Annotated in this window: 18 protein-coding genes; 14 read left to right on the forward strand and 4 right to left on the reverse strand. The window is 58.3% G+C overall.

Annotated features, from left to right (window positions below; genetic code table 11):
* The 5 genes from GUC32_RS12685 (at position 1) to uspE (ending at position 4,342) form a co-directional block, all read left to right on the forward strand.
* The gene (locus GUC32_RS12685; RefSeq protein WP_148123480.1) at positions 1–855 is read left to right on the forward strand and encodes a tagatose bisphosphate family class II aldolase; all 855 of its coding nucleotides are present in this window, start codon (positions 1–3) and stop codon (positions 853–855) included.
* Between the two features lie 306 nt (positions 856–1,161).
* The gene (locus GUC32_RS12690) at positions 1,162–1,473 is read left to right on the forward strand and encodes a hypothetical protein (RefSeq protein WP_148123481.1); all 312 of its coding nucleotides are present in this window, start codon (positions 1,162–1,164) and stop codon (positions 1,471–1,473) included.
* A 219-nt stretch (positions 1,474–1,692) separates the two neighbouring features.
* Positions 1,693–2,217 carry a methylated-DNA--[protein]-cysteine S-methyltransferase gene (ogt, locus tag GUC32_RS12695; RefSeq protein WP_025302963.1) on the forward strand — a complete coding sequence of 175 codons (525 nt, stop codon included), beginning with the start codon at positions 1,693–1,695 and terminating at the stop codon, positions 2,215–2,217.
* Between the two features lie 271 nt (positions 2,218–2,488).
* Complete coding sequence (locus GUC32_RS12700) at positions 2,489–3,253, forward strand: FNR family transcription factor (RefSeq protein ID WP_004938278.1); 765 nt, start codon at positions 2,489–2,491, stop codon at positions 3,251–3,253.
* Between the two features lie 126 nt (positions 3,254–3,379).
* On the forward strand, positions 3,380–4,342 hold the full coding sequence (gene uspE, locus GUC32_RS12705) for a universal stress protein UspE (RefSeq protein ID WP_004938281.1): 963 nt from the start codon (positions 3,380–3,382) through the stop codon (positions 4,340–4,342).
* A 57-nt stretch (positions 4,343–4,399) separates the two neighbouring features.
* Here uspE and pntB read toward each other — a convergent pair whose 3' ends face one another.
* Both pntB and pntA read right to left on the reverse strand, forming a co-directional pair.
* On the reverse strand, positions 4,400–5,794 hold the full coding sequence (gene pntB / locus GUC32_RS12710) for a Re/Si-specific NAD(P)(+) transhydrogenase subunit beta (protein ID WP_148123482.1): 1,395 nt from the start codon (positions 5,792–5,794) through the stop codon (positions 4,400–4,402).
* Positions 5,795–5,804: 10 nt separating this feature from the next.
* The gene (gene pntA, locus GUC32_RS12715; protein ID WP_369435253.1) at positions 5,805–7,334 is read right to left on the reverse strand and encodes a Re/Si-specific NAD(P)(+) transhydrogenase subunit alpha; all 1,530 of its coding nucleotides are present in this window, start codon (positions 7,332–7,334) and stop codon (positions 5,805–5,807) included.
* A gap of 537 nt (positions 7,335–7,871) precedes the next feature.
* On the opposite strand from pntA, the gene ydgH reads away from it, so the two are divergent.
* From ydgH to GUC32_RS12735, 4 genes are all read left to right on the forward strand, one after another.
* A complete protein-coding gene (ydgH, locus tag GUC32_RS12720) occupies positions 7,872–8,822 on the forward strand; it encodes a DUF1471 family protein YdgH (RefSeq protein ID WP_025302966.1) in 951 nt (316 codons plus the stop codon).
* Positions 8,823–9,066: 244 nt separating this feature from the next.
* Entirely contained in the window at positions 9,067–10,458 is a 1,392-nt protein-coding gene (locus GUC32_RS12725) for an amino acid permease (protein ID WP_369435254.1), read from the forward strand.
* 218 nt (positions 10,459–10,676) lie between these two features.
* Positions 10,677–11,162, forward strand: coding sequence for a hypothetical protein (locus tag GUC32_RS12730; RefSeq protein WP_142590332.1), 486 nt, complete (start codon positions 10,677–10,679; stop codon positions 11,160–11,162).
* A 33-nt stretch (positions 11,163–11,195) separates the two neighbouring features.
* Positions 11,196–11,591: a pyridoxamine 5'-phosphate oxidase family protein gene (locus GUC32_RS12735; RefSeq protein ID WP_025302969.1), complete on the forward strand. Its 396-nt coding sequence runs from the start codon at positions 11,196–11,198 to the stop codon at positions 11,589–11,591.
* 99 nt (positions 11,592–11,690) lie between these two features.
* Here GUC32_RS12735 and GUC32_RS12740 read toward each other — a convergent pair whose 3' ends face one another.
* A complete protein-coding gene (locus GUC32_RS12740; protein ID WP_025302970.1) occupies positions 11,691–12,101 on the reverse strand; it encodes a hypothetical protein in 411 nt (136 codons plus the stop codon).
* A 184-nt stretch (positions 12,102–12,285) separates the two neighbouring features.
* Here GUC32_RS12740 and folM point away from each other — a divergent pair, with 184 nt between their 5' ends.
* The 4 genes from folM (at position 12,286) to GUC32_RS12760 (ending at position 16,645) form a co-directional block, all read left to right on the forward strand.
* Positions 12,286–13,008: a dihydromonapterin reductase gene (folM, locus tag GUC32_RS12745; protein ID WP_025302971.1), complete on the forward strand. Its 723-nt coding sequence runs from the start codon at positions 12,286–12,288 to the stop codon at positions 13,006–13,008.
* 75 nt (positions 13,009–13,083) lie between these two features.
* Complete coding sequence (rstA, locus tag GUC32_RS12750; protein WP_004938307.1) at positions 13,084–13,809, forward strand: two-component system response regulator RstA; 726 nt, start codon at positions 13,084–13,086, stop codon at positions 13,807–13,809.
* Entirely contained in the window at positions 13,806–15,110 is a 1,305-nt protein-coding gene (gene rstB / locus GUC32_RS12755; protein ID WP_043143616.1) for a two-component system sensor histidine kinase RstB, read from the forward strand. The genes rstA and rstB overlap by 4 nt, the downstream gene beginning before the upstream one ends.
* A 35-nt stretch (positions 15,111–15,145) precedes the next feature.
* A complete protein-coding gene (locus tag GUC32_RS12760) occupies positions 15,146–16,645 on the forward strand; it encodes a carboxypeptidase M32 (protein WP_127145958.1) in 1,500 nt (499 codons plus the stop codon).
* Positions 16,646–16,811: 166 nt separating this feature from the next.
* Here the strand turns inward: GUC32_RS12760 and GUC32_RS12765 are convergent, their stop codons facing one another.
* A complete protein-coding gene (locus GUC32_RS12765; protein WP_049207473.1) occupies positions 16,812–17,717 on the reverse strand; it encodes an alpha/beta fold hydrolase in 906 nt (301 codons plus the stop codon).
* Between the two features lie 185 nt (positions 17,718–17,902).
* Here GUC32_RS12765 and asr point away from each other — a divergent pair, with 185 nt between their 5' ends.
* Positions 17,903–18,178, forward strand: a complete 276-nt coding sequence (asr, locus tag GUC32_RS12770) for an acid resistance repetitive basic protein Asr (protein ID WP_025302975.1) — start codon at positions 17,903–17,905, stop codon at positions 18,176–18,178.
* The last annotated feature ends 222 nt before the right edge of the window (positions 18,179–18,400 follow it).

Genomic DNA, 18,400 nt, shown 5'->3' on the forward strand with positions numbered 1-18,400 from the left:
ATGTATCTGATAGCCAATCGAGAAATGCTGCTCAAGGCACAGCGCCAGGGTTACGCCGTTCCGGCGTTTAACGTCCACAATCTGGAAACCGTGCAGGTGGTGGCGGAGACCGCCGCCGAGCTGCGCTCACCGGTGATCATGGCCGGCACGCCCGGCACCTTCAGCTACGCCGGCACCGACTACCTGATCGGCATTTGCCAATCGGCCGCGTACCGCTACGATTTGCCGCTGGCGCTGCATCTGGATCATCACGAAGAACTGGACGACATCGAGCACAAGGTGAAAAGCGGTATCCGCTCGGTGATGATCGACGGTTCCCATCTGCCGTTCGAGCAGAACATCGCCAAGGTGGCCGCCGCAGTGGCCCTGTGCCACCGCTATGGCGCCAGCGTGGAGGCGGAGCTGGGCCGCCTGGGCGGGCAGGAAGACGATCTGATCGTCGATACCGCGGACAGCTTCTATACCGACCCGATGGCGGCACGCGAGTTTGTCGCCGCCACCGGCATCGATTCGCTGGCGGTGGCGATCGGTTCCGCCCACGGCCTGTATCACGGCGAGCCGAAGCTGGACTTCGAGCGCCTGGCGCTGATCCGCGAACAGGTGGACGTGCCCCTGGTGCTGCACGGCGCCTCCGGCATTCCGGAAGCGATGGTCAAGCGCGCGATTTCGCTCGGCGTCTGCAAGGTCAACGTCGCTACCGAACTGAAAATCGCCTTCGCCGATGCGGTAAAAAGCTACTTTTCGCAGCACCCGGATGCTAACGATCCGCGCAAATACATCGTCCCCGGCAAGCTGGCGATGAAAGAAGTGGTAGCGGAAAAGATCCGCATCTGCGGCAGCAGCGGCATGCTGTAAGCCCGCTCTCGCCCCCGGTTCCTGCCGTTACACCACGGGGGCGAAAACATCCCGCCATTCCCCGCTTTCCTGAGAGAACGATCACAGCCTTTTACCCTGCCCGCACCGGAAACCATTAACCGGTCTTCACTATGATCCAAATCATGGTTTTGCTCACCCTACCTCCCTATTATCAAATCCATTGGATGAAGGCAGTAGGAATTTTGCCCATTCGTTTTTATTTCGCCACACGAAATAGCTTATTTAATGAAAACAAGCATGCTTGTTTTTAATTGGCAGCATTCTTTACTCTAAGAGGAACAGCGTATGAACCATTACTTAGCCGTATTAAGCGCATTGGTCATTCTGCCCTTCGCTCTGCAAGCAAAACCGCTTTCCGGAAGCCAGGTCGCCTCCGGCGTCGTGCGCTTCACCGGCGCCATTACTACGCCAACCTGCGCCATCACACATCAGGATGAACAGTTTATCTCCAACTGTTTCGGCAAAGTGACGGAATATCAGAACGGGTATATTTCTTCTTCGTTAAAAGAGATGCCAAAAGAATTAGTCTCTGCCGTCACCAGTGAAATGGTGAATAACAATCCCCATTTAAAGCGTGTGACCATCAGCTATAAGTAACCCCAATGTGTCAATGCTTGATGAAATAATAAACAAGAAACAACTTGTCTTGATAACTTATAAATTTATTTTATAAATTCGTCGAACAATGACTCCCTGGCTTCCCCTGAGCCGCCTATTTGGGTAACCCTGCGGTTGCCCATCAACATGTCCGAAATCCGCCATCGTCTCCCTCCGTTTCATGCGATAATCCCCACACTAAACCGAGGAGTGATCCAGATGCAGACTTTTTTGATTGATCGTACCGCTACGCCGGTGGGTGAACTGGTGCTGATTGCCGATGAACAGGGGCGCCTGCGGGCGATTGACTGGACCGATCACGAAGCGCGCCTCATGAAGCTGCTGAATACCCACTACCGCGCCGATCGCTTCACCCTGCGCGAACAGCGCGATCCCAGCGGGCTGACCGACGCCATGCAGCGCTATTTCGCCGGTGAACTGAGCATTATCGATCGGTTGCCGGTGATGACTGCCGGCACCGAGTTCCAACGCACCGTGTGGCAACAGCTGCGCCAAATCCCCTGCGGCGAGATCCTGACCTACGGCCAACTGGCGCAACGCATCGGCCGTCCGACCGCCTCGCGCGCGGTCGGCATGGCCAACGGTTCAAATCCGATCAGCATCGTGGTGCCCTGCCACCGAGTGATCGGTTCGCAGGGCGCGCTGACCGGCTATGCCGGCGGCGTACAACGCAAGCAGTGGCTGCTGCAGCACGAGGGCTACCTGCCGAAAAATTTGCTGTAGCCACCTATCCAGCGCCATTGTTTGGCGCTGCTTAATAAAACACATTGCTCTACGCCGCGCGCGTGCCCACTTGGGTACTATTAATAGCTTGTGTGAATAAAACGCATAAGTCACAAATAATACTCATAACTTCAGTCCCATACAGAATAATCGGCGGCATGTGTGCGCAAAATTCGCACACAATACCCCTATTCATGCTAATGCCACCCTTATCAGCTGCAGCAAAAGATGTTAAAATTGACTCATATCAATTATTGAATGAGCGTAATCTATGATCCCGGAAAAACGCGTGATTCGTCGTATCCAGTCTGGTGGTTGTGCGATCCATTGCCAGGACTGCAGCATCAGCCAGCTGTGCATTCCTTTCACCCTTAATGCTCACGAGCTGGACCAGCTCGACAACATTATCGAGAGGAAAAAGCCCATCCAGAAAGGCCAGACCCTGTTCAAGGCCGGCGACGAGCTGAAATCGCTGTACGCGATCCGTTCCGGGACCATCAAAAGCTACACCATCACCGAGCAAGGCGACGAGCAAATCACCGGTTTCCACCTGGCGGGTGACCTGGTGGGCTTCGATGCCATCGGCGGCCTGAAGCACCCGAGCTTCGCCCAGGCGCTGGAAACCTCGATGGTGTGCGAGATCCCGTTCGAGACCCTCGACGATCTGTCCGGCAAAATGCCCAACCTGCGTCAGCAGATCATGCGGCTGATGAGCGGCGAGATCAAAGGCGACCAGGACATGATCCTGCTGCTGTCGAAGAAAAATGCCGAAGAGCGCCTGGCGGCGTTCGTTTACAACCTGTCGCGTCGCTTCGCGGAACGTGGCTTCTCACCGCGCGAGTTCCGGTTGACCATGACCCGTGGCGACATCGGCAACTACCTCGGCCTGACGGTGGAAACCATCAGCCGCCTGCTGGGCCGCTTCCAGAAAAGCGAAATTCTCAGCGTGAAAGGCAAATACATCACCATCGAAAATGCCGACGCCCTGTCGGTGCTGGCCGGAACGCCACGTATCAACGTGACCGTCAACGCCTGATCCCCCTGCCGGATCACCATTTCCCCGAAATTGTTGATCCGGCACGCTTCTGTTGTTGTTCTGTTTTTCAATGTTGGGTTACTCTGTAAATTAACAGACTGTTGATTTCAGCTGTAAGGAGGCCCTATGGCGAAGTATCAGAATCTTCTGGTGGCTATTGACCCCAATCAGGACGATCAGCCGGCATTGCGCCGCGCCGTGTACCTGGTAAAACGGAACGGCGGGCGCATCAAAGCCTTCCTGCCCATTTACGACTTCTCTTACGAAATGACGACCCTGCTCTCCCCGGACGAAAGAACGGCGATGCGGCAAGGTGTGATCAGCCAACGCGCCGCCTGGATCAATGAACAGTGCCGCTTCTACCTCAACGACGGCGTGCCGATCGAAATCAAAGTGGTCTGGCATAACCGCCCCTTCGAAGCCATCATTCAGGAAGTGCTTTCTGGCCAACATGACCTGCTGCTGAAAATGGCGCACCAGCACGACCGGTTGGAGTCGGTGATCTTTACCCCCACCGACTGGCACCTGCTGCGCAAATGCCCTTGCCCGGTGTGGATGGTGAAAGACCAGCCCTGGCCGGAAGGCGGCAAAGCGCTGGTGGCGGTCAACCTGGCCAGCGAAGAACCCTATCACGACCCGCTCAATATCAAACTGGTGCAAGAAACCGTCGAACTGGCGCAAAACGTCAACCAGACCGAGGTTCACCTGGTCGGCGCCTATCCCGTCACGCCGATCAACATCGCCATCGAACTGCCCGACTTCGACCCGAGCGTCTACAACGACGCCATTCGCGGCCAGCACCTGATCGCCATGAAGGCGCTGCGGCAGAAATTCTGCATTAAGGAAGAGTTCACCCACGTAGAAAAAGGCCTGCCGGAAGAGGTGATCCCCGATCTGGCCGAACACCTGCAGGCCGGCGTGGTGGTGCTGGGCACCCTGGGCCGCACCGGCATTTCAGCCGCCTTTATCGGCAACACCGCGGAACATGTGATCGATCATCTGAAATGCGACCTGCTGGTGATTAAACCGGAAAACTTCAACTGCCCGATCGAAGCGGATGAAGACGACGAACACGACGACGAAGATTAAGCTTCGCGTATAAAAAACGGGCCGCTAAGCGGCCCGTTTTTCTTTGGTTGCCCAATTTTACTTCTGCAACGCCCGCAGAATCGCTTCCACGCTGTCTTTGGCGTCGCCAAACAGCATCTGAGTGTTCTCCTTGAAGAACAGCGGGTTCTGCACGCCGGCGTAGCCGGTGTTCATCGACCGTTTGAACGCGATCACGTTCTGCGCTTTCCACACTTCCAGTACCGGCATGCCAGCAATCGGGCTGCGCGGATCTTCCAGCGCCGCCGGGTTCACCGTGTCGTTGGCGCCGATCACCAGCACGGTGTCGGTATCCGGGAAATCGTCGTTGATTTCATCCATCTCCAGCACCACGTCGTACGGTACCTTCGCTTCCGCCAGCAGCACGTTCATGTGGCCCGGCAAGCGCCCGGCGACCGGGTGAATACCGAAACGGACCTTCACGCCGCGCGCCCGCAGTTTCTCGGTGATTTCCGCCACCGGATATTGCGCCTGTGCCACCGCCATGCCGTAACCCGGGGTGATGATCACCGAGGTGGAGTTCTTCAACTGCTCGGCCACCTCTTCCGCCGTGGTTTCACGGTATTCGCCCATCTCTTCGGCATCGCCGGTGGATGAACCGTCACTGCCGAAACCGCCGGCGATCACGCTGATAAACGAACGGTTCATCGCCTTACACATGATGTAAGACAGGATAGCCCCCGAAGAGCCCACCAGCGCGCCGGTGACGATCAGCAGATCGTTGCTCAGCATGAAGCCCGCCGCGGCCGCGGCCCACCCTGAGTAAGAGTTGAGCATCGACACCACCACCGGCATGTCGGCGCCGCCGATCGAGGCAACCAGATGCCAGCCGAACGCCAGCGCGATCGCCGTCATCAGCAGCAGCGTCACCACCTGCCAGCCCACGCTGTCGGCGCGCACGAACGCCACCAGCAGCAGGAACGAGATCACCAGCGCCGCCAGGTTCAGCTTGTGGCGATTCGGCAGCATCAGCGGCTTGGAAGAGATGATGCCGCGCAGCTTACCGAAGGCGACGATCGACCCGGTGAAGGTCACCGCACCGATAAAGATGCCGAGGAACACTTCGGTCAGATGGATATTCGCCATCACCGGTTCCATCGGCGCGCCGTGATCCAGGTAGCTATTGAAACCGACCAGCACCGCGGCCAGGCCAACGAAGCTGTGCAGCACCGCCACCAGTTCCGGCATTTCGGTCATCTCGACCTTCTTCGCCAGATAGACGCCGATCGAACCGCCGATGATCATGGCGATGATTATCCAGCCGACGTTGCCGGAATCCGGCCCCAGAATGGTGGCGATCAGCGCGATCGCCATACCGGCGACGCCGAACAGGTTGCCCTGCTTCGACGTTTCATGACGCGACAGGCCCGCCAGGCTGAAAATAAACAAAATAGCGGCAACAATGTATGCAGCTGTAACCAATCCTCCAGACATTTGTTACCCCTTAGTTCTTGCGGAACATCTTCAGCATGCGCTGAGTGACGGTGAATCCACCAAAAATGTTGATGCTGGCGATCAGCACGGCGATAAAGGAGAGGAAACTCACCCAGCCGCCGTGGCCAATTTGCAGCAGCGCACCGACCACGATAATCCCTGATATCGCGTTGGTGACCGACATCAACGGAGTATGCAGCGCATGGCTGACGTTCCAGACCACGTAGTAACCGACCACGCAGGCCAGCGCGAACACGGTAAAGTGCGACAAGAACTCTTTCGGCGCCGCGTCCGCCAGCCAGCCGAACAGCAGGATCGCCAGGGCCATCAGGCCGTACTTCAGCCACGGCGAGGTCGGTTTGGCTTCGGGTTTGGCGACCGGTGCAGCGGCAGGTGCCGCTTTCGGCTGGGCGGAGACCTGGATTGGCGGCGCTGGCCAGGTGACTTCACCGCTGCGCACCACGGTAACGCCGCGGATCACCGTATCGTCGAAATCGATGTCGATCTCGCCGTTTTTCTCTTTCGATAGCAGCTTCAACAGGTTGACCAGGTTGGTGCCGTACAGCTGCGAAGATTGGGTCGGCAAGCGGCTCGGCAGGTCGGTATAGCCGATGATTTTCACGCCGTTGTCGGTCACGGTAATGGTGTCGGCCACGGTCAGTTCGCAGTTGCCGCCGGTTTGCGCCGCCAGATCGACGATCACGCTGCCCGGCTTCATCGACGCCACCATCTCTTTGGTGATGAGCTTCGGCGCCGGTTTGCCTGGGATCAGCGCGGTGGTGACGATGATATCAACCTCCGCCGCCTGTGCGGCAAACAGCGCCATCTCGGCCTTGATAAAGGCTTCGGACATCACTTTGGCGTAACCGTCGCCGCTGCCCGCTTCCTCTTCAAAATCCAGCTCGAGGAATTCCGCGCCCATGCTCTGCACCTGCTCTTTCACTTCCGGGCGGGTGTCGAAGGCGCGCACGATGGCGCCGAGGCTGCCCGCAGCGCCGATCGCCGCCAGGCCGGCCACGCCGGCGCCGATGATCATCACCTTAGCCGGCGGCACTTTGCCGGCGGCGGTGATCTGGCCGGTGAAGAAGCGGCCGAACTCATGCGCCGCTTCGACGATCGCGCGGTAGCCGGCGATGTTGGCCATCGAGCTCAGCGCATCCATCGACTGGGCGCGCGAGATGCGTGGCACCGAATCCATCGCCAGCGCGGTGACGTTGCGCGCCGCCAGCTTGGCCATCAGCTCGGGGTTTTGCGCCGGCCAGATAAAGCTGACCAGCGTGCTGCCTTCGCGCATCAAGGCGATCTCGTCGTCTTGCGGCGCGTTGACTTTCAGGATCAGATCCGACTGCCACACTTCGTTTTCGTCGACCAGCGCCGCACCGGCGGCTTCGTAGGCGACGTCGTCAAAACTGGCCAGTTTGCCCGCCCCGCGTTCAATCGCGACGGTAAAACCCAGCTTCAGCAGTTGTTCCAACGTTTTCGGCGTGGCTGCGACCCGGGCTTCATTGGCCAACCGCTCTCTTGGTACACCAATACGCATAATGTTCCCTTCTCACCTGTCTTGGATGATGTTTATTATTTTCCTGCCCATAGCACGACGCCACCGGCGAGCAAGGCGTTAACTTGCCCGCACTGATTTCAGACGCCAACTATAACCTACTGAAAATAAGGTCGATGATCCATAATTGCTTACGCATTCAGCTCTGTTTTTACATAAAAATGCCGCGCGTGATATGACAAATCGCAATTTACTGTGAAAAAATCCATACAGAACAGCACATTCTGCGTGACAAGAGGTTTACGCCCGGCGTAACGATTGATGGCCACGTGCGGCGAAAGAGCATAAAAGTTATCATTTTGTGAATAATTAACATTAATGACACCAAAGCCTTTATTATGGAAACTTATGATGATGGCGCCATCCGTGCGGCCCGCGTCAACGTAAGCGATTTGTCGCACGGGATAACATAAAATGCTGAGACAGTTTTCAGAATTACATGTAATAATCGACGGCTGAATTACACTTAAACAGTTCAGTACGTTATAAACGTTAATGCGCTAGGCGAAAGGATTTTTTATGAAGCTGAAGACCACGATCATCGCGTCAGCCTTGTTATCACTCACCGCGCTGTCTGCTCATGCGGCGCAAGAGTTAACTCCTGAGAAAGCAGCGGCGCTGAAGCCGTTTGATCGCATCACGATTACCGGCCGCTTCAATGCCATCAATGAAGCCGTCGACGCCGTATCCCGCCGTGCAGACAAACTGGGTGCCGATTCCTTCTATATCCAGGACAGCAACAACAGCAACAACGGCGGCAACTGGCGCGTCACCGCAGACCTTTATCATAAAGATGCGCCAGAAGTGAGCAAAACACCAAAATACCGCGTATTTAACGGCGTGAATGAACTGCCTAAAGAGGAAGCCTACCTGCTGGAGCCTTACGATACCGTGAGCGTCAGCGGTTTCTACCGCAGCCAGCCGGACATCAACGACGCCATCTCCAAAGAAGCGCAGAAAAAAGGCGCCGCCTCGTTCTTCATCGTGCGCCAGGTTGACGCCAACTCCGGCGGCAACCAGTTCGTCACCGCGTACATCTATAAGGCCGATGCGCCGAAACGCCGCGTGCAGAGCCCGGACGCTATCCCGGCTGATTCTGACGCCGGCCGCGCCGCACTGGCCGCCGGTGGTGCCGCAGCCGCGAAAGTCGAAATCCCTGGCGTCGCGTCTTCCGGTTCGCCAAGCCGCGAAGTGGGCCGTTTCTTCGAAACGCAGTCCTCTACCGGCCAGCGCTATACCGTCACGCTGCCTAACGGCACCAAGATCCAGGAAGTGAACAACGTGACCGCCGCGCAGATGGTGCCGTTCGATTCCGTCACCTTCACCGGCCACTTCAACAGCATGACCGACGTGTCCACCGAAGTGGCGAAACGCGCGGCCGAGAAAGGCGCCAAGTACTATCACGTCACTCGCCAATGGCAGAACAAGAGCGGCGGCAACCTGACCGTCAGCGCCGATCTGTTCAAATAAAACCCGCTTTTCGGTTTACCATCGGGCAGCCCTTGAGCTGCCCGTTTTTATTGCCGTTCTTTTCGCCACTCGTTGAATAGTTTTTTGTAAATTCCGCATATTCAATCATTGCATCTCTAATCATCCCTCCGTAGAATTTGCGCCAATTTTTAGGGCTATTGTCTATTCGCGCAGTGGTTGTTAACACATTGTTGCCGCCAAGCAGTTCCCTTCCAGTTGTTTATTCTGCGTTCAGGATCCGTCATTGGAAAAAAAACTCGGTCTTACCGCGCTAACCGCTTTGGTGCTCAGCTCGATGCTGGGCGCCGGCGTGTTCAGTCTGCCGCAAAACATGGCGCAGGTCGCCAGCCCCGCCGCGTTGCTGCTGGGTTGGGGGATCACCGGCGTCGGCATTCTGTTTTTGGCGTTCGCCATGCTGTTGCTTACGCGTCTGCGCCCGGATCTGGACGGCGGCATCTTCACCTACGCCAAAGAAGGATTCGGCGAGCTGATGGGCTTCTGCTCCGCCTGGGGTTACTGGCTGTGCGCCGTGATCGCCAACGTCTCGTATCTGGTGATCGTGTTTGCGGCGCTGAGTATTTTTACCGATCGCGGCGGCAACGTGATTCTCGGTGACGGCAATACCTGGCAGGCGCTGATCGCCGAATCCGCCCTGCTGTGGATCGTGCACGCGTTGGTACTGCGCGGCGTGCAAACTGCCGCCAGCATTAACCTGGCGGCCACCCTCGCCAAGCTGCTGCCATTGGGGATGTTCGCCGTTTTGGCGGCGATCGCCTTCAAAATGGACGTGTTCACGCTGGATTTCAAAGGTATCGCCCTCGGCAAGCCGGTGTGGGAACAGGTCAAGGACACCATGCTGATCACCCTGTGGGTGTTTATCGGCGTGGAAGGCGCCGTGGTGGTTTCTGCTCGCGCCCGCAATAAGAAAGACGTGGGCCGCGCCACCATGCTGGCAGTGCTGTCGGCGCTGGCGGTGTACCTGATGGTCACCTTGCTGTCGCTGGGCGTGGTGCCACGCAGCGAACTGGCCGACATGCGCAATCCGTCGATGGCGGTGCTGATGGTGGAACTGATTGGCCCGTGGGGAGACGTGATCATCGCCGCCGGTCTTATCATCTCCGTGTGCGGCGCCTACCTCAGCTGGACCATCATGGCGGCGGAAGTGCCGCTGCTGGCCGCACAGCACGGCGCGTTTCCGCGCGTGTTCGGCAAGCAGAACCGCCATCACGCCCCAGCGTCTTCGCTGTGGCTGACCAACATCGCGGTGCAGCTGGCGCTGGTGCTGATCTGGCTGACCGGTAGCAACTACAACTCGCTGTTGACCATCGCGTCGGAAATGATCCTGGTGCCTTACTTCCTGGTCGGCGCATTTCTGTTCAGGGTGGCTTACCGCCGCCGCGACAAACGCCTGATCTTCGCCGCCACCGGCGCCTGCGTCTATGGTTTATGGCTGCTGTACGCTTCCGGTCTGATGCACCTGCTGATGTCGGTGCTGCTGTATGCGCCGGGCCTGTTGGTGTTCATGTACGCCCGCCGCGGCCATCAGGATATCAATCTGCTGAATCGCCTGGAAAAAGGCAGTATCTTACTGCTGTTGGTGGCCACGCTGCCCGCCGGCTGGTTTATGCTGCACTAAAGTGCCCCGTCAATGCGGCTGCCCGTCAGCCGCATTTTGCTTCCTCTTTTTCCCTGCTACCACGCTCCCCCCCTTTGCACAGTCAGCCATGCGCCACGCTTGCGATCTCAAATGCAATTAATTATCATTATCATTTATTGATTAATGGTAAGACGCGAGTGCCCCTGGCGAGAGGCGTCAGGCGGCGGATGAAGACAGGCAAAAATGGAAGGCATTTCATGGCTGAGAAACTGCTGCACGCATTACCTTTGTTTGCCGCCTGGGAGGCGCTGATCGCCGAGGGCAACACGGCGTTTAATCAGCGGCACGATCGCCAGGCGATGACCAGCTATCAACAGGCGCTGGAGGGGGCTCAGGCGATCATCGCCGAGCAGCCTTGGCTGAATGCGGACTATACCGCCAGATTTGAAGCGCTGAATATTTTCGAGTCTGCCCTTGCCGCGCTGATCGTCACGTTCAACAACATCACCCATCTGCGCCTGCGGCAGAAGCCTCTGCGCGGCGTCGAGCTGCATGTTCATCAGGCCCGAGTCGCTATCGAGCAACTCTTGGCCGATTCGTCGCTGTGCGAACAGATGCAGCAGATCGCTGAGCGGCACCTGCTGCGCTTCAGGATTGAAACCCTGCACTTACTGCGCGAGCACCGTCTGCCGGAAACCAGCATCTGCGCGCCCGCTACCCACCATTCCGCCACCGTGCATTAACAGTGACACATCAACCTGAGGGGTAATCTGCCCATGAATGAATTGAATGACGAGATGAAGAAGATGCTGGCTAAACAGCTGCCAGTGCAGGCAACCAGCAGCCCGAGCGGCGTGCCCGATATCGGCCCCAAGCGTTCTCTGCGCCTCTATGATGACCGTACACTGATTTACAACGAAAATACCGGTGGCCAAACGCTGCAAAACATCAAGGAAGGCTCGAAAATGGCCGTTGTGGTCATCGACCGCGAGGCACTGGACGGCTACCGCTTCGTTGGTACACCCGAACTGTTTCTGACGGGCAAACCGTTTGACGAGGCGCTGGCATTTGCAGAAAAAAACGGGATGAATCCGCCGAAATACGCGGTGTTAATACATATAGACAGTATTTACACCCTGCGTTCCGGTCCCAATGCCGGGACCCGACTTTAGACAGCACGCGTCACGCGGCGTGAGATTTCACGTTCATGGTTAGGCCATCTCAGCAGGTCAATTGCCTAACCATGAACGGGCGGCCGGGTTGATTCCCGGTCAGCTTTTAGGGGGAATGGTGACGGTCATACGCTCACCCACCAGGGCGATCGCAATGCCTTCCGCGCACTCTTTTTGAATGGCCGCCAGCTGTTGCGCCTCCAGCGCATAGGGCAGCTGAATATCAAATACCGTCAGGCCCTGCTGCTGCGCCAGGTCAATCAGGCGCACGATATTGGTTTCATCGCTAACCTGCGTTGACACCACCTGCAACGCCAGCTCTTTCAACTGCTCTTTGCGCGTTTGTGACGTGGTCACGCGCGATTTCAACACCATGCCGAAGATCGGCATCACACCATAAATAGCATCAACAAAGCGCCAGTGCTTCCTGCACGATGCGGACAGAAAATCCATGTAGTCAAAACAGATTTTCTCACTGCGCGCGATGGATGCAAGGTGATTGCTGTTCATCCCCTCATTCCTCTCATGGCCAGTGTTAACCCGTGGTCTTTCAAGCCGCCGCCGGACGGCAACCTGAAATGCATTGGGGATCTTACATCCAGAAATGGATAATCATGCGAAGCTTTAACGACTTTCCGCCGTATGATGGCATAATTCCCCTATTGTTTGCCAGTCTGTCCAGGAGCTTTAATCAATGGAACACCCCAACTCCGCCCCGGTGCTGATTACCGGCGGCGCGCGGCGCATAGGGCTGGCGCTCGCCAGAGCGTTTCTCCAGCGCGGCGTTCCGGTCATTATCGCCTATCGCAGCGAATATCCGGCGATGGCCGAGTTGCAGGCCTTGGGCGCCCGCTGCATTCAGGGCGACTTTGCCACACATGAAGGTATCTACCGTTTCGCCGACCAGGTGCGGCAAGTGGCGCCCAAGCTGCGCGCGATGATCCACAACGCCAGCGCCTGGCAGGCCGAGTCACCGGAGGTGCCGCCGGAACAGGTAATGGCAGCAATGCTGCAAATTCACGTTTACACGCCCTATTTGCTCAACCAACTGCTCGAATCCTGTCTGACCGGCCAGGGCCAGGCTGGCGCCGACATTATCCATCTCACCGACTACGTGGTGGAAAAAGGCAGCGACAAGCATATCGCCTACGCCGCCAGCAAGGCTGCGCTGGACAATATGACTCGTTCGTTTGCCCGCAAGCTGGCGCCGGAGGTCAAGGTCAACGCCATCGCGCCGGCGCTGATCATCTTCAATCCGGGCGACGACGAAGCCTATCGCCAGCAGGCGCTGGCGAAATCGCTGATGAAGGTCGCACCCGGCGAAAGTGAAGTGGTCAATCTGGTGAACTACCTGCTGGAGAGCCGCTACGTCACCGGCCGCACCCACGGCGTCGACGGCGGGCGGCCGCTGCGCTGACGCCAAGATCCGCATGGCGCAACGTCGCGGGCCGCGCTATGCTCAAATCCGCTTTTTATATTAAAACACGGGCATATGCATAAAATTGTTTTTGTGGAAGACGATCCTGAAGTCGGCAAACTGATCGCCGCCTATCTGGGCAAACATGACATCGAGGTGCTGATCGAACCGCGTGGCGACAGCGCGCAGGCGCGCATCGAGCGCGAGCAACCCGATTTGGTGCTGCTGGACATCATGCTGCCCGGTAAAGACGGCATGACGCTGTGCCGCGATCTGCGCCCTACCTTCCCCGGCCCGATCGTGCTGCTCACTTCGCTCGACAGCGACATGAACCATATCCTGTCGCTGGAGATGGGCGCCAACGACTATATCCTGAAAACCACGCCACCGGCGGTGTTGCTAGCGCGCCTGCGTTTGCACCTGCGCCAACACAGCCAACAGCCGAAAGAAGAGTCGGTTCAGCCGCTCACCCAGCATAACGCGCTGCATTTCGGGCTGCTGTGCATCGATCCGGTCAACCGTCAGGTTACGCTGGGCGAAGAAACCATCACCCTGTCCACCTCGGATTTCGATCTGCTGTGGGAGCTGGCGACCCACGCCGGGCAGATCATGGATCGCGAGGCGTTGTTGCAAAACCTGCGCGGCGTGAGCTACGACGGTATGGATCGCAGCATCGACGTGGCGATCTCCCGCCTGCGTCGTAAGCTGTACGACAATGCGCTGGAGCCGTTCCGCATCAAAACCGTGCGCAACAAAGGCTATCTGTTCGCCCCTAACGCCTGGGCATCGGTGCAACAATGAGAAAACTTTTCGTCCAGTTCTTCCTGTTGCTATTCGTCTGTTTTCTGGTGATGGCGATGCTGGTCGGCCTGGTGTACAAGGTGACCGCCGAGCGCGCAGGCCGCCAGTCGATGGACGATTTGATGAAAAGCTCGCTGTACCTGATGCGCAGCGAGCTGCGCGAAATCCCGCTGAAGGACTGGAACAAGACTATCGCCACGCTGGATCTCAATCTGTCGTTCAAGCTGCATATCGAACCGCTCGGCAAACAGGAACTGAGCGAGGATCTGAAAAAGCGGCTGCGGCTGGGTGAAATCATCGCCCTCGACGATCAGTACACCTTTATGCAGCGCATTCCGCGCAGCCACTATGTGTTGGTGGTCGGCCCCATTCCTTATCTGTTCTATCTGCACCAGATGCGCCTGCTGGATCTGGTGTTGCTGGTGTTTATCGGCATGTCGCTGGCGCTGCCGGTGTTTCTGTGGATGCGGCCGCACTGGCAAGACCTGCTCAAACTGGAAAACGCCGCCCAGCGGCTCGGTGCCGGGCATCTGGATGAACGCACCCACTTCGATCCCACTTCCAGCCTAAGCCGGCTCGGCGTGGCGTTCAACCAGATGGCCGACAACGTCAACACCCTGATCGCCAGCAAGAAACAGCTGATCGACGGCATCGCGCACGAGCTGCGCACGCCGCTGGTGCGCCTGCGCTATCGGCTCGAGATGAGCGATAACCTGTCCGAAGGCGAACAGCAAGCGCTGAACCGCGATATCGGCCAGTTGGAGTCGCTGATCGACGAGCTGCTGACCTATGCCCGCCTGGACCGGCCGCAGGTTGCGCTAAACATTGAACCCATCGATCTGCCAAAGTGGCTGGAGGACAAGGTCGACGATATCCGTCTTATTCATCAGGAACGCGACATCCAGCTCGATATCCCGCACGTCGGCGACTTCGGCGGCGTCGATCTGCGCCTGATGGAACGCGTGCTCGATAACCTGGTCAATAACGCGCTGCGCTATTCCGAGCAGCGTCTGCGCGTGGGTCTGTGGTTCGACGGCGACCTCGCCTGTTTGCAGGTCGAAGATGACGGGCCGGGTATCCCGCCGGAAGAGCGCGAGCGGGTATTCGAGCCTTTCGTTCGCCTCGATCCCAGCCGCGATCGCGCCACCGGCGGCTGCGGACTGGGGCTGGCCATCGTCCATTCCATCGCCGTCGCCTACCAGGGACAGGTGTTCGTCGAGAGCAGTTCGCTCGGCGGCGCCAGTTTCCGTTTCTGTTGGCCGGTGAAGCCGACATTCAGTTTAAAAGCCGATCTGGCGTAATACCGCCGGACCCTTCTCATTGGAGTCGAATAATAATGACATCTGCACATTCCAACACGTCTGCTTACGATCACCTGCGCGCGCTTTTTAGCCGTCTGTCGCGTTTCGGCCACCTGTCCGCCATCGCCGGTTGGGACATGCAAACCATGATGCCGCCGGGCGGCAGCAAGGCGCGCTCCGAAGCACTGGCCGAGCTGAGCGTGCTGCAACACCAGCTTTTAACAGCGGAAAGCACCGGCGCGCTGTTGGATCGCGCGCAGCAAGAGACGCTGGACGAGATCGACCGCGCCAACCTGCGCGAAATGCGCCGCCAGTATGAAGACGCGGTGCTGCTACCGGCGTCGCTGGTCGAAGCCAAATCGCTCGCCGGCGCGCGCTGCGAACACGCCTGGCGCGCCCAGCGCCCGGCCAACGACTGGGACGGCTTCGCCGAGAACCTGCGCGAAGTGGTCAAACTCAGCCGGGAAGAGGCGCAGATCCGTGCGCAGGCGGCCGGCACCAGCCGTTACGACGCCCTGCTCAATCTGTATGAACCGGGCATGCGCAGCAGCGATCTCGACCGCATCTTCGGCGATCTGAAAACCTGGCTGCCGGATCTGCTGCAGCGCGTGGTGGCCAAACAGGCTAATGAGCCCTGCCAGGCGCCACAAGGTCCGTTCAATGTGGACACCCAGCGCCAGCTGAGCCTGAGCGTCATGAAACTGCTCGGTTTCAACTTCGACAACGGCCGTGTCGACGTCAGCGCCCACCCGTTCTGCGGCGGCGTGCCGGAAGATGTACGCATCACCACGCGCTACAACGAAAAAGAGTTCTTGACCGCGCTGCTCGGTATCGTGCACGAAACCGGCCACGCCCGTTACGAACAGAACCTGCCGCGCGATCTGCTCGGCCAGCCGGTCGCCCTGGCCCGCTCTACCGCCATCCACGAATCGCAGAGCCTGCTGTTCGAAATGCAGCTGGCGCGCGGCAATGAATTCCTGAAAATCTTGCGTCCGCTGGTCACCGCGCAATTTGGCGAACAGCCGGCGCTGGAAGAAGCCAACTTCATTCGCCTCAACCAGCGCGTTAAACCGGGCCTGATCCGCGTCGACGCCGACGAGGTGAGCTATCCTGCCCACGTCATCCTGCGCTACGAAATTGAAAAAGCGCTGATCGAAGGCGAGGTCGAAGTGGAAGACATTCCGGCATTGTGGAATGAAAAGATGCACGCTTACCTCGGCCTCGACACCATCGGCAACTATCGCAACGGCTGCATGCAGGATATCCACTGGACAGACGGCGCGTTCGGCTACTTCCCGACTTACACCCTCGGCGCGATGTACGCCGCGCAGCTGTTCCACTGCGTGCGCCAGGCCCTACCTTCGCTGAGCGAGGATATCGCCGCCGGCAATCTGCAGCCGCTGTTCCACTGGCTGCAGCACAACATCTGGCGCCACGGTAGCCGCTTCCCGACCGAGACGCTGATCGCCAACGCGACCGGCGAAGCGCTCAACCCACGCTACTTCCGTCAGCATTTGGAAAACCGCTACCTGTAATCTCTCCTGGCGCGGCCCTGCCGCGCCCTTTTTTCCTCTGGTTGACCTGACACTGTTCCATAGTGCACTTTCCTGCGGGTAACGCCTTGGCTACAGAGTGGCGGGTGGCCATCTACCATTAGTATGTTGTAACTAAAAAAGCAAAAATACCGAACCAACCGGTCTCTCATCCCAACGCATGGCGGGCGATCATCGCCGCCAGCTGCGGCCTCAACGCGGCGGGCAGGTCATGCCCCATGCCCGGCATAATCTGCAATCTGGCGTTGGCGACGGCCCGAGCGATCGCCACCCCGCCGGCCTTGCGCACCAGCCGATCGCGATCGCCGTGAATCACCAGCGTCGGCGCGGCGATGCGCCGGCTGTAACGCCGCAGATCGCCGCTGCCGAGCAACGCGGAAAGTTGCCGCTGCATGCCTGCCGGATCCACACCCCGCTTCAGCAACCGCGTCACCAGGGCATCCAGCTCCGCCTCCTCCGGTGGATAAGTCGCGGTGCCAAGCGCGCGCAGAAAGGCCTTCATCCCTTCCTGGCGCTGCTGCAGCGTCATATCGGCGGCAGGCCGGCGCACCAGCAACCACAGCAGCGAAGGCGCCGGCGGTGGCAACAGCGGCTGATTGGTGCTGGAAAACAAGATGCATAACGAGGCGACGCGCTGCGGGTATTCGGCGGCCAGCACCTGGGCGATCATCCCCCCCATCGAAGCGCCCAGTACGTGAGCCTGCGGAATGCGTAAATGATCGAGCAGATGCGCCGCGTCCGTTGCCATGTCCGCCAGGGTATAAGGCACCGGCGTTTGCCAGCCAAGCTGGGCGCGCAACATCAGCAGCCACAATGGCTGTGAGCGTTGTGCCTGCGTTTTTCCTGAAAGGCCGACGTCGCGGTTGTCATAACGGATCACCCGAAACCCCATGGACACCAGGGCGCGGCAGAAGTCGTCAGGCCACAACAGGAGCTGCGCGCCGATGCCCATGATGAGCAACAACGGCGGGTGCGTCTCATCGCCCCAGTCCTCATAGGCCAGCGGCACCTCGCCCTGTTCAGTCACGCCACAACGAATCGTTATCTCGTTCATTTTAAATCCCTTTTTTCTTGTCTGGCGGTCATTATAGCAGCAATCCCCCTCGCCACCGCCGCCCTGTACATTAGGTTACATGCCGAAACCAATCACTCACGGAAAGCCGGACGCCGTTTGCCTACTATCATCTCAACGGCCCCGCAGTGGGGTTGGTACCCAAAAGTCATGTTGAGGATTCTGCGATGAAAAAAGTATTAGCTCTGGTTGTTGCCGCTGCAATGGGTCTGTCTTCCGTGGCTTTCGCTGCCGAGGCTGCCACCACCGCACCTGCGGCTACCGCAACCACCGCCACCGCTGCGCCGGCTAAAGCTCAGGTGAAACACCACGGCAAGAAAGCCCCGGTTCAGAAAGCTCAGGCGGCCAAAAAGCATCACAAAAAAGCCGGCAAGAAAGCCCCGGCGCAAAAAGCCCAGGCGGCTAAAAAGCACCACAAGAAAGCCAGCCACAAAAAAGCGTAATGTCGTGAGGGTCCCCTCACCGTTTCAGGCTTGACGTGTACGACACCCGGTTCACCGGGTGTTTTTTCATCGGGGGGTTCTCATTGATGCTGCGCCGCTACCTGTTCGAGATCGTTCTGACCGCCCTGATCCTTTGCGGACTGATCGCCGTCTTTTTTTACCTGTAGCCTGCCGCATCGCCGGCGGGAAATTATTGAAAAATCAATTATTGCCCATCCACAT

The organism is Serratia sp. NGAS9, assembly GCF_009905295.1.
Lineage (GTDB): Bacteria > Pseudomonadota > Gammaproteobacteria > Enterobacterales > Enterobacteriaceae > Serratia > Serratia bockelmannii.

Excerpts from the sequence above, each read along its gene's own strand:
- GUC32_RS12735 (WP_025302969.1), top strand. The coding sequence starts at position 11,196 with ATGAATGAATTGAATGACGAGATGAAGAAGATGCTGGCTAAACAGCTG.
- GUC32_RS12685 (WP_148123480.1), top strand. The coding sequence starts at position 1 with ATGTATCTGATAGCCAATCGAGAAATGCTGCTCAAGGCACAGCGCCAG.
- pntB (WP_148123482.1), bottom strand. The coding sequence starts at position 5,794 with ATGTCTGGAGGATTGGTTACAGCTGCATACATTGTTGCCGCTATTTTG.
- GUC32_RS12730 (WP_142590332.1), top strand. The coding sequence starts at position 10,677 with ATGGCTGAGAAACTGCTGCACGCATTACCTTTGTTTGCCGCCTGGGAG.
- pntA (WP_369435253.1), bottom strand. The coding sequence starts at position 7,334 with ATGCGTATTGGTGTACCAAGAGAGCGGTTGGCCAATGAAGCCCGGGTC.
- GUC32_RS12765 (WP_049207473.1), bottom strand. The coding sequence starts at position 17,717 with ATGAACGAGATAACGATTCGTTGTGGCGTGACTGAACAGGGCGAGGTG.
- rstA (WP_004938307.1), top strand. The coding sequence starts at position 13,084 with ATGCATAAAATTGTTTTTGTGGAAGACGATCCTGAAGTCGGCAAACTG.
- asr (WP_025302975.1), top strand. The coding sequence starts at position 17,903 with ATGAAAAAAGTATTAGCTCTGGTTGTTGCCGCTGCAATGGGTCTGTCT.
- GUC32_RS12760 (WP_127145958.1), top strand. The coding sequence starts at position 15,146 with ATGACATCTGCACATTCCAACACGTCTGCTTACGATCACCTGCGCGCG.
- GUC32_RS12740 (WP_025302970.1), bottom strand. The coding sequence starts at position 12,101 with ATGAACAGCAATCACCTTGCATCCATCGCGCGCAGTGAGAAAATCTGT.
- uspE (WP_004938281.1), top strand. The coding sequence starts at position 3,380 with ATGGCGAAGTATCAGAATCTTCTGGTGGCTATTGACCCCAATCAGGAC.
- GUC32_RS12690 (WP_148123481.1), top strand. The coding sequence starts at position 1,162 with ATGAACCATTACTTAGCCGTATTAAGCGCATTGGTCATTCTGCCCTTC.
- ogt (WP_025302963.1), top strand. The coding sequence starts at position 1,693 with ATGCAGACTTTTTTGATTGATCGTACCGCTACGCCGGTGGGTGAACTG.
- folM (WP_025302971.1), top strand. The coding sequence starts at position 12,286 with ATGGAACACCCCAACTCCGCCCCGGTGCTGATTACCGGCGGCGCGCGG.
- GUC32_RS12700 (WP_004938278.1), top strand. The coding sequence starts at position 2,489 with ATGATCCCGGAAAAACGCGTGATTCGTCGTATCCAGTCTGGTGGTTGT.
- ydgH (WP_025302966.1), top strand. The coding sequence starts at position 7,872 with ATGAAGCTGAAGACCACGATCATCGCGTCAGCCTTGTTATCACTCACC.
- rstB (WP_043143616.1), top strand. The coding sequence starts at position 13,806 with ATGAGAAAACTTTTCGTCCAGTTCTTCCTGTTGCTATTCGTCTGTTTT.